The following is a 10297-nucleotide window of genomic DNA, read 5'->3' as shown; positions in this document are numbered from 1 at the left end:
GGCTGAAGATCCACTTCGGCCCCGAAATCCCGCCCTCCGAATACCGCGACCTCGAGCGCCCCGAGCTCGTCCAGCTCGTCCGCGACAGCATCCAGGCATTGCACCCACTGGAAGATTGAGCCGGGAACGCCTGGGCCGCCGGCTCGGGAGTCGAGGAGCGGGCCTGGGAGCGCCGGCTTCCCAGCCGGCCTTCTTACTCAGGAAAAGGCGTCTCGTCCGGCAGGGGGGCGCCCCGCAAGCCGGCGGTTTCGAGGGCGTCGAGGAGTCGCGGCAGTATCTCCAGCACCACCGGCGAGCCCTCGGCGGTGGTGGCGCAGCGGCCGTCGTGGAGGAGCAGGATGTTGCCGGGGTGGAGGTCCTGGACCAGCCGGCGGTAGACGCGGTCCGGGTCCGAATCCATGGTGTCGAAGCCGCGGCGGGTCCAGGCGGCGAGGATCAGCCCGCGGCGGGTGAGGGCGAGGTCGAGGAGAGGGCTGCGGATCCCCGCCGGGGCGCGGAAATAGATCGGGGTTCGGCCGGTGATCTTGGCGACCACTTCCTGGGTGCGGTCGATCTCCCGGCCCAGGCGATGGAGACCGTAGAATCCGAAGGTGTTGGGGTGGCACCAGGTGTGGTTCTCCACCCGATGCCCCTCCGCCACCATGCGGCGGAGAATCTCCGGATGCCGCTGCGCCAGCTCGCCGATGACGAAGAAGGTGGCCTGGAGGCCGCGCTGGGCCAGCAGATCGAGGACCCGCGGGGTGACCTCCGGATCCGGTCCGTCGTCGAAGGTGAGGGCGACGGTGGCGGAGTCCTCCGAGGCCGGGAGCCGCACCAGGGTAGGGCCGAGCCAGGAGCAGCGGGGCAGCATGCCGGCGGTGGCCATGACGGCGTGGTCGGCGACGGCGACCCCCAGAGCCCAGGGCCACAGGCGGGGAGCGGCGAGGACGGTGGCCAAAGCCCCGGCGTGGAGGGCGAGACCGGTGGCGACCAGGGGCGCAGGGCGCCAGGGGCGCGGGGTGGGCGGTGTCGGCATGGTTTTGAGAGATAGAGCTTGGTAGATCGGGTCGGGAATTCCAGACGAAGACCAGCACTGACTGCGATCCAGCGGATCGTACTGGGTAAGACTTGGAAGGCGGTCGGTGCGGGCAGTTGGCAGAACCCCTCACCCCGACCCCTCTCCCAGCCCTCCCAATCCCCCGCCTGGTAGAGGGGCGCCTCCACTCGGCCCTCTAGATTCCAGCGCCCAATCTTGGTTCGGCGATGAGCTTTGAGCTTCCCCCTCTACCGGCAGGTTGGGTGGGCGGTTGGGAGAGGGGGACCGGAGGGGGTGAGGGCTTGGCCCCAACGAAGACTAGAACGCTGAATCTTCTCCCCCCGTCGCGTTGTCCCCCACCGAGCTACTCGATCAAGTCTCCCCATCCGAGGCAAGCTTCAGCTCAGGTCCCGCCTCTCCGATCCGTAGGGTGGGCGCCAGCCCACCATCTCGATTAGTATACTGAGAGGCCCGCGCAGAGGCTCCCGAAACCCAGCTTTGCCGTTCTCAAACCGATCACTCCCGACGCCCCTCCGGCGGGCCGGAGATCTTCGTGCTGTCCCCTTCTGATCAAGACTCCAAAGACTCCGCCGCGGGCCCGCCATCGGCCGCAGAGCGGGATCCAGCCCGGCTGGCGGCGCTGATCCCGGCCTACCAGGCGGAGCGTTGGGTGGAAGCGGTGGCGCGGGGGGCGGCGGAGCAGCTGCCGCGGGTGCTGGTGGTGGACGACGGTTCCACCGACGGCACCGCCGATGCCGCCCGCCGCGGCGGGGCGGAAGTGCTCTCGCTGCCGGAGAACCGAGGCAAGGGAGCGGCCCTGGCGGCGGGCTTCGCTCATCTCTTCGCCGACGACCATCCGGCGGTGCTCACCCTCGACGCCGACGGCCAGCACCTGCCCTCGGAGATTCCCAAGCTGATCCCCGCCTGGCAGCAGGGAGCGGATCTCGTCTTCGGCAGCCGCTCCCACCTCTTCGCCGAAATGAGCGGCCTGCGGCGGGTGAGCAACGGCCTGTCGTCGCGGATCATCTCCTTCGTCTCCGGCGTCAGCCTGGACGACGTGCAGACCGGTTTTCGCATCTACACCCGCCATCTCCTCGAAGCCACTGGCTTCCCCGAGCAGCGCTTCGACGCCGAGAGCGCGGTGGTGGTGCGGGCCGGGCGCCGGGGTTTCCGCCTCGCCTCGGTACCGGTGCAGCTGGGAGGCGCCGACGGCCGGGGCAGCAGCCACTACCGCGCCCTGGTGGACGGTTTGCGCATCGCCTGGGCGGTGACTCGGGCGCGGCTGGAGCGCATGCCATGAGTGGCCTCGGCGACCTCTTCGCCCGCTACCCGGGCCGCTTCCCCGGTCGGACGCTGCTGGCGGCCCTGCTGCTTTGCGCTCTGGCGGTGGTGGCCGGGCGGGGTCTGGGCATCGACGCGGACCTGGTCTCGCTCCTCCCGGAGGGCTCGCCGGCGGCGGAAGACTACCGGGTCTTCTTGGAGCGCTTCGGTGGCTTCGAGAAGGTCTTCATCGTCATCACCGCCCCGGAAGGCGATTCGTTGGACCAGCGCGGCGCCCGAGCCCAGAAGACCGCTCGCCGGCTGGAGGAGCTGCTGGCGGCGAGCCCGGTGGTGGCCAGCGTCCGTTCGGGGTTACAGGCGGAGGACGAAGACTTCATCTTCCGCTACGGCCTGCCCCGGGCCTTGTTGCTGCTGCCGGAGGATCGTTGGCGGGAGGCGGTGGCGGAGCGCGCCGCTCCGGAGGCGGTGGCGGAGCGGGTGGCGCGCATGCGGCGGACTCTGGCCACGCCGGCGGGGAGCTTCGAGGCGCCGCTGCTCAAGGCGGATCCCCTGGGGTTCGCCCAGGATCTGCCGGCGCTGGCCGGCGGTCCCTCGGGATTGCCCATGGATCCCCTCACCTCCACCTTCCTCTCCGACTCCGGCGATGCGTCTTTGGTGATCCTGACGCCGGCGCAGTCGGAGATCGACGCCGCCGGCGGTCGAGCGCTGCTGGCGGAGCTGGAAGCGGCCTTCGAGCAGGTCCGCGGCGAGATCGAGGGGCCGGTGGAGATCCATGCCCTGGGCGGTCCCCTCTACGCCGCTCAGGACGAGGCGCTGCTGCGCACGGATCTCCGCCGTACCCTCACCGGCTCCATCCTGGGCTGTGCCGCGGTGCTGGTGCTGGCCTTCGAGGGCGTTTTGTTGCCCCTGGTCTGCCTGCTGGCGTTGGGATTCGCCCTGGTCTGGACCGGCGGCTTGGTGGCCCTGGTGGTGGGACCGGTGACCGGGGTGAGCGTCGGCTTCGCCTCGGTGATCGTGGGGTTGGGCATCGACTACGGCATCCACGGTGCCACCCGCTTCCGCCAGCAGGTCTTGGGCGGGCAGGAGCGGCGAGGCGCCCTGGCGGAGACCTTTCGTCACGCCGGGCCGGGGATCCTGACCTCGGCGCTGACCACCGCCGGCGCTTTCGGAGTCCTGGCGCTGGCTCATTTCCGGCCCTTGCGGGAGCTGGGAACGGTGGTGGCGGTGGGCATGCTGGCGGTGCTGCTGGCCACCGCCACCGCCGGCGCGGCACTCTTGGTGGTCCTGCCGCCGCCCCGCCGCCGGCCGGGACCGCCGTGGCGCTGGCTGGGGCACTGGGTCCGGTGGTCGACGGCGCTGGGGGAGCGCCATGCTCGCACGGTGCTGGTGGTGGCGGTGGGGCTCACCGCCGTGGCGGCGGTGGGGCTGGGACGGCTGGGATTGGATCCGGACCTCAGCGCTCTGCGGCCCGTCGACCATCCGGCGTTGGAGGGGGAGCGGCTGCTGGTGGACCGCTTCGCCGTCGGCCTCGATACCGCCAACGTGGTGATCCCCGGCGCCACCCGCGGCGAGGCGTTGGAACGGGCGGCGGCGGTGACCGCGTTGATCCGCCGGATGGCGCCGCCGGGGGTGAGCGTGACCTCGCCGGCGGATTGGCTGCCGGGGGAGGAGCGCACCGCCCGTCGCCTCGAGGCTTTGGCCCAGGGACCGGAGGGCGAGCTGCTGGCCCGGGCGGCGGAGCAGGCGCAGGAGGAGCTGCGGGCCGTGGGCCTCAATCCGCGGGCCTTCCGATCCGGTCTCGACGCCCTGGCGGCGATGGCGGCGGGGAGGGATCCGGACGCGCCGCCGGCGGAAGCCTGGCCGGAGTGGCTCGATCAGCTGGTGCGGGAGGATTCCGACGGAGCCTGGGTCGCCCTGTCGCTACGCCTGCCGTCGGGAACCTGGAATCAGGGACCGCCCGCCGAGCTCTTGGAGCCCATGCGCGCCGCGGCTCCGGGGCTGGCCTTCGCCTCGGCGGTGGCCATGGGGCCGGAGCTGCGCAGCCTGGCGGCGAGGGACCTGCGCAATTTGGCGGGGTGGGCGCTGGCGCTGGTGGCTCTGGTGGTGCTCGTCTCCTTCCGCGGGCGGGTCTCTTCCGCCGTCCTCGCCATGGTGCCGGTGAGCCTGGCGTCGGTGTGGACCCTGGGGCTGTGGGCGCTGGCCGGCGGCGCCCTCGATCTGGTGAGCCTGGCGGTGGTGCCGGTGATGTTGGGTATCGGCATCGACGACGGCCTGCACGCGGTCCACGGCTCGCGGGAGGAAGGCCTGACGGCGTCGGTGCGGGGCGCCGGCCGGGCCATGACCTTGACCACCCTCACCACCGTGGTGGGCTTTGGCAGCCTGCTGCTGTCGCGGGTGCCGGGGCTGCGCAACGGTGGTTCCCTGGTGGCTCTGGGAGTCCTCGCCAGCCTGCTGGCGACGCTCCTGCTGCTGCCGGCGCTGGCGGCCTTGCGGAGCCCCCGGCGGAGTGGATGAGCGGTCGGAGCGGTGGTACTGCGAAGGGTTTTCTGCAAAGCTCACTCCCTTGCCATCCCGAGCGGTTGACCGTAGGATGATCGTCTACCCTCGAGCGCGCCTCCGGCCGGTGAGATTCCCGGCGGCGAGGCGATGACGCGGCGGCCACCGGCGCCGAAGGATGCCGTCCTGGCCGAGAGCACCGGCTGGCCGAACGCGCCGCAGGACGAGGACCGAGCCACCATGCAGCCTCTGGAAAACACTTTCTCGACTTCTTCATCGGCGCCGGAGGAGACCTCTTCCGGCCCGCGCGCGGCGCCTCCGAAGCCCGGGGCCCAGCCTCGGGGAGGGCGCTCGGAGCCCCGCTCCTCCGGGGAGCGGGAGCTGCCACCCCACGCTCCCGAGGTGGGTGGCTTCCTGCACAAGGTGCTGGGGCGCTTCTACTTCACCGGCTCGTTCTGGTTCCGTTTCCACCGCTGGGGGGTTTCGGTGCTGCCGGAGTGGGGCCTCTGGGCCTTCACCGTCTTCTTCACCACCGTCTTTTTTCTGCTCCTGGGCCGGATCCGCCGCGCCGTCGCTTCGAATTTGGAGGCGGTGCTGGGGCCTTGCGGCTGGTGGCAGCGACAGAAACGGGTCTACGCCACGCTGTGGAATTTCGCCTGGTGCACTACCGAGCGCTACGAGGAGCTGTCCACGGACAAGCGGGTGCGCACCACCATCGAAGGGCAGGAGTATTTGGATCAATGCCTCGATGGAGATCGGGGCTTGGTGCTGGTGACCGCCCACATCGGCCATTGGGAGTCCGGATCCCGCACTGCGGCGAACAAGCGGCCGCGGCCGGTGCACGTGGTGCGGGAGGACGAGATGGATCCCCAGGCCCAGCGCTTCGTGGCGGAGCTGCTGCGCAGCAAGGCTGCGGCGGGCTACACGGTGCATTTCTCCGAGGAGCCCACCCGGCTAGGGGTGTTGCTGCTGGCGGCGCTGCGCCGCGGCGAGGTGGTGGCGGTGCAGGGAGACCGGCCGCGCACCGGGACCCGCACCCACAAGGGACACCTTTTCGGCCGCGAGATCGAGCTACCCGCGGGCCCGGCGGTGCTCGGCCGTACTGCCGAGGTGCCGCTGCTGCCTGTGTTCATGCTGCGGGAAGGCCGACTGGCGGCGCGGGTGGTGGTGCGGCCGCCCATCGAGGTCTCCCAGACCGGGGATCGCCGCCGCGATCTGGGGAAGGCGGTGGAGCGCGTCGCCGCGGAGGTGGAGGCGGCCATCCGCCGGGCGCCGACCCAATGGTTCTGTTTCCGCGAGCTCTGGCCTCGATCCTGATCCTCCCGGGGAGCTGAGCGGTGGAAGGTTGGCGATGGTGAAGCTCCTGTGGTGGCTGCTCAACGGCGTCGAGGCGGTGGCGCTGGTGGTGTGGAGCGCGTTCTGGATCACCGCCGCTCTGGTGGTGCGGCTGGTCACCGGCTCGGCGGAGATTCCCCTCGCCATGGCCCGGCACATCTGGGCGCCGGGGCTGCTCAACGTCGGCTACATCCGTTTGCGCATCGAGGGGCGGGAGGCCATCGACTTCCGCCGTCCCTATCTCTTCGTCATGAACCACCAAAGTCAGGTGGATATCTGCGTCGCCTTCCGGGCGGTGCCGGTGAATCTGCGCTTCCTGGTCAAGGACGAGCTGCGCAAGGTGCCCTTCCTGGGCTGGTACATCGCCGCCATGGGCATGGTCTTCATCGACCGGCGGGAGCGGCTGCGCTCGCTACGCCAGCTGGAGACGGTGATCGAGCTGCTGCGCACGGGCCACAGCTTTCTCTCCTTTCCCGAGGGATCGCGGAGCCGAGACGGACGCCTGCGGCGCTTCAAGGTGGGAGTCTTCTTGGCGGCCATCGAGGCCGGCGTGCCGGTACTGCCGGTGGCGGTGGACGGCGCCGCCGAGATTCTGCCGCCGGAGACTTTCTCCGTACGGCCGGGCATCATCCGGGTGCGCTTCGGGCAGCCCATCGAGACCGTCGGTCTGGAGCCGGAGGATCGCGCCGGGCTGGCCCGCCGGGCGCGGTCGGAGATCGAGGGGATGCTCGAAGAGCTGCGGGGAAGAAACTGAGTTGAGAAGGCCGGGGCGGAGCCCCTAGCCCGGCTCAGTAGCGGCGGACTCGGTGGTGGGCAGGCTCTCGGTGGAGCCGCCGGAGCGCCAGCGTCCGCCCAGAGCGGAGAGCTCCAGCCGGAGCCACAGCCGCAGCCCTTGGAAGAGCGGTGAGAGGGTCTTGTGGTGCAGACCGAAGGGTTTGTTGGTCAGGCGCCAGCCGATGTTGCGGCGGCCGTAGGTACCGTTGCGGCGGCGTACCCGGGCCAGGCGCAACATCCGCCGGTTGAACAGCCGCAGGATGCGATAGGCGATGCTCGCGGAGCGGTTGGGCAAGCCGAGGATGGGGTTGGCCAGGGCTTCGGGTACGGTGTAGACCGGCGTCACCACCCCCAGATAGTAGAGCGCGGTGTCCACCAAGTAGGTGCAAGCCATGAGCTCGGCGTCGCCCATGAGCTCGTATTTGTTCTCGTAGAGCCCCAGCAGCCAGCGGTCGTAGGAACGGCAGAACTGGGAGTTGTGCTCGGCGATAAGGCGATCCAACCCGTCCTCATCCACCGCGCTCTCCAGGTCGTCGCCGACGATGCGGGCGGTGGCGAAGGCGGAGATGACGGCGTGGTCCAACCCCGGGCTGTAGAAGGGGTCGATGAAGGCGGCGGCGTCCCCCAGCAGGCCCCAACCGCGGTCCATGTAGCGGCGGGAGCGGTAGGGCAGGTGGCTGTAGGCCATGAATTCGCCGTCGATGGGCTGGGCGTCCGCCAGCAGCTCCCGCAGTCCCGGCTGGACCCGCAGGAAGTCGACGTAGCGAGCTTCCACGGGGCCGGATCCGGGGAGCTCCAACAGGCTCTTGTCGTAGACCAGGCCGATGCTAGTGCGGCCGTTGGCGAGGGGAATGACCCAGCACCACCAGCCGTAGCCACAGAAGTGGTTGGTGGCCAGGCGGCGGGCGGCGGCGGTGGGGGGCAGCCCCGGCTTGCCCGGGCGGTCGGTGAGCATCTCCGCGCTGTCCAGGTCCAGCACGCCCTCCCAACGGCCCCACAGGGCGGCCACCGGATGGCGCTCCTCGCGCTCCTTGAGCCCCAGGCGTCGGGCCAGGAAGGTGCGCCGGCCGCTGCCGTCCAGTAGCCAGCGGGTGGTGAGGGTGCGTGGGCCCTCGTCCGTGGCGACCTCCACCGTAGTCACCGGCCAGCCGGTCTCCACCGACTCCACCTTGGCCGGACGCAGCACTTCGCAGCCGGCTTCTTCGGCGAGGTCCAACAGGTGTTCGTCCAGGAGCCCGCGGTCGAGCTGAAAGCTGGGCAGCGGCGGCACCATCGTGGGGCCCACCTCGGACATTTCCCGCAGCTTGCGCTCCGGGCCATCGGTGAACCAATAGCGCAGGCCGTGCTTGGGCAGATGCTCCCGGGAGAGGTGATCATAGAGGCCGAGGTTGCGGTGCAGGAAGCAGCCGGAGACCTCCACCGTCGCTTCTCCTACCTCGCCGACTTTGCGCTCGCCGTGATCCCGCGCTTCCACCAACAGAATGCGGGCTTCCGGCCGCCGTTGCTTGAGCAACAGGGCACAGCTGGCGCTGGAGAAGGCGCCGCCGACGAAGATGGCGTCGTAGCTCGTGCTGTTCCGAGCGTCCGCGGTGGCGGCGTCGGTAGGTGATGCGGAGGTCGATGATGCGTCCATTCGGCTCAGTCTATCCGTCCCGCCCAGACCCGGCAAGCATCGGTCAACTGTCCAGAGCCGTGGGAAAACGGCCTTCAGCCCTCGGCCCTGGTCCCGGTACTGGGGCGCTACCCACCAGGGGGTAGGGCATAGGTACCGAGGACGGCCTCGGCGTAGGTGATGTCGCCGTCCGGGGAGGTCACCACCGCCTCGTAGCGGGCCAGGGAGCCGGCGCCGCCGGCGTGGTGGACCGTCGCGTGAAGGCTTTCTCCGGCGGGGATGGTCGGCTGGTGCAGACGGGCGCCCCGCAGGCTCACCAGATAGCCGATGCGCGGGCCTTCGTCGCTACCCTCCGAAGCCGCCGCGGCGTCCCGCCGCTGCAGGGCCTCGAGCACCGCCGCACTCTGGGCCGCCAGCTCCAGGGCCATGATGGCCGGTGCCCGGCCGTCCACCGCCGTCGGGTTGTCCTCCGGCACCCGGCCGCTGCAGCGGATGCTGCCGTCCCCCCGCTCCACCACCGCTCGCACCAGGCGCATGGGGGAGCGGTGGGGGATCAGCGATTCGATGGCGGGGAAGGAATCTTCGGAGGGTCGGCGGTCGTCGGCATCGGTCACTTTGGGGCTCCTGGCCTCGGCTGTCTAGTTCGGGAGTCTGGTTCGGTGCCTGGGGCACGGTATGGGAGACGGCAGTTTATGGGCGCCGCCGCGGGCCTGTCCAGAATCGACCCCGGCCCGTTTGCTTGTTCCCCAGCGCAACTCCGATACAATCTGAGGGTGAATCCTTCGACAGCTCGATGGCTGGCCGTAACGGCCCTGACGCTTCTGGCTGCGGTTGCTGGCCAGTCCCTTGCCGCTGCCCCGGTGATCTCTTTGGAAGCCGGGGCGGTGACGCCGCTGGCGGGCCGTTGGGATTTCCGCGCCGGTGACGATCTGGGCTGGGCCGAGCCCGGTCTGCCGGAGGTCGGCTGGGGCGAGGTTTCAGTACCGGGTCCCCTCGGCCGCCAGGGGTATCCGGATCTTTCCTTCGGCTGGTATCGAGTCCAGCTGGAGCTGCCGCCGGAGACGGCGGAAGGGCTCCCCGAGTCCGAAACTCGCCAGATCCGCGAGACTCGCTGGGCCATCCGCTTGGGGGATGTGAGCTCCGCCTACGAGCTCTACGTTGGAGGAGAGCTGGTGGGTGGGGGCGGGAGCTTGCTGCCGGAGGCGGTTCCGGACCCGAACCACCATCGCATCTTCGCCGTTCCGGCGTCGGCCTTCGGAGTCGACGGACGGGCGTTGGTGGCGCTGCGCATCTGGCGTTCGCCGACGGCGCCGAGGATTGCCGGCGGAGTGCACTTCGGTCCACTGGAGGCCGGTCCTCTGGATCAGCTTCGGGACCGTGCCTATCGGTCCCTGCTGCCGGATCTGTTGGTGGCGGCGATCCTCGCCTTCATGGCTCTCTTCGTGCTCTTCGGTTCCCTGGCCCGGGAGCATATGCGCGGCTTCTTCTGGCTGTCGCCGGCCCTGGCGGCGGCGGCGCTGTCGGTCTTCCTGCGCTCTCAGGGACGGTTCCTCACCGACCTCGACCCCGGTCTGCTGCTCCACGGCTGGATGGTCGCCGCCTGTCTGATCCCCGTCTTCGGGATGCAATTCCTCTGGCGCATCCTGGAGCGCGATCTGCATTGGGTGGAGCGCATCTACCAGGGGACCCACGGCCTGGCGGCGGTGGCGGTGGCGGTGGTGCCGATTCCCCTGGCACTGCAGATTTTCGCCGGCTGGCAGCTGTGGTTGGGCGTCTTGGTGGGG

Annotated in this window: 8 protein-coding genes; 5 read left to right on the top strand and 3 right to left on the bottom strand. The window is 70.3% G+C overall.

What is annotated here, in order from left to right; translation table 11 throughout:
- Positions 1-193 precede the first annotated feature (193 nt).
- Positions 194-1015 carry a polysaccharide deacetylase family protein gene (locus tag SX243_22665; protein MDY7095788.1) on the bottom strand — a complete coding sequence of 274 codons (822 nt, stop codon included), beginning with the start codon at positions 1013-1015 and terminating at the stop codon, positions 194-196.
- Between the two features lie 553 nt (positions 1016-1568).
- Here SX243_22665 and SX243_22660 point away from each other — a divergent pair.
- From SX243_22660 to SX243_22645, 4 genes are all read left to right on the top strand, one after another.
- Positions 1569-2315, top strand: a complete 747-nt coding sequence (locus SX243_22660) for a glycosyltransferase family 2 protein (protein ID MDY7095787.1) — start codon at positions 1569-1571, stop codon at positions 2313-2315.
- Positions 2312-4810, top strand: coding sequence for an MMPL family transporter (locus tag SX243_22655; GenBank protein ID MDY7095786.1), 2499 nt, complete (start codon positions 2312-2314; stop codon positions 4808-4810). Before SX243_22660 ends, SX243_22655 begins: the two co-directional genes overlap by 4 nt.
- 132 nt (positions 4811-4942) lie before the next feature.
- Entirely contained in the window at positions 4943-6109 is a 1167-nt protein-coding gene (locus SX243_22650) for a lysophospholipid acyltransferase family protein (GenBank protein MDY7095785.1), read from the top strand.
- Positions 6110-6143: 34 nt separating this feature from the next.
- Positions 6144-6881, top strand: a complete 738-nt coding sequence (locus tag SX243_22645) for a lysophospholipid acyltransferase family protein (GenBank protein ID MDY7095784.1) — start codon at positions 6144-6146, stop codon at positions 6879-6881.
- Positions 6882-6905: 24 nt separating this feature from the next.
- Here the strand turns inward: SX243_22645 and SX243_22640 are convergent, their stop codons facing one another.
- Positions 6906-8534: an NAD(P)/FAD-dependent oxidoreductase gene (locus SX243_22640; protein MDY7095783.1), complete on the bottom strand. Its 1629-nt coding sequence runs from the start codon at positions 8532-8534 to the stop codon at positions 6906-6908.
- Between the two features lie 107 nt (positions 8535-8641).
- Positions 8642-9127: a hypothetical protein gene (locus tag SX243_22635; protein MDY7095782.1), complete on the bottom strand. Its 486-nt coding sequence runs from the start codon at positions 9125-9127 to the stop codon at positions 8642-8644.
- A gap of 246 nt (positions 9128-9373) precedes the next feature.
- Between SX243_22635 and SX243_22630 the strand changes: the two genes are divergently transcribed.
- A partial coding sequence (locus tag SX243_22630) for a hypothetical protein (GenBank protein MDY7095781.1) occupies positions 9374-10297 on the top strand: 924 nt, incomplete at its 3' end.

This window comes from Acidobacteriota bacterium, from assembly GCA_034211275.1.
Taxonomy (GTDB): Bacteria; Acidobacteriota; Thermoanaerobaculia; order Multivoradales; family JAHZIX01; genus JAGQSE01.
Note: the sequence above shows the minus strand (reverse complement) of the source record. Positions and strands in the feature narration are given on the sequence as shown.

What these genes read in the sequence shown, in the direction of transcription:
- SX243_22665 (MDY7095788.1), bottom strand. Translation starts at nt 1,015, where the DNA reads ATGCCGACACCGCCCACCCCGCGCCCCTGGCGCCCTGCGCCCCTGGTC.
- SX243_22655 (MDY7095786.1), top strand. Translation starts at nt 2,312, where the DNA reads ATGAGTGGCCTCGGCGACCTCTTCGCCCGCTACCCGGGCCGCTTCCCC.
- SX243_22650 (MDY7095785.1), top strand. Translation starts at nt 4,943, where the DNA reads ATGACGCGGCGGCCACCGGCGCCGAAGGATGCCGTCCTGGCCGAGAGC.
- SX243_22645 (MDY7095784.1), top strand. Translation starts at nt 6,144, where the DNA reads ATGGTGAAGCTCCTGTGGTGGCTGCTCAACGGCGTCGAGGCGGTGGCG.
- SX243_22640 (MDY7095783.1), bottom strand. Translation starts at nt 8,534, where the DNA reads ATGGACGCATCATCGACCTCCGCATCACCTACCGACGCCGCCACCGCG.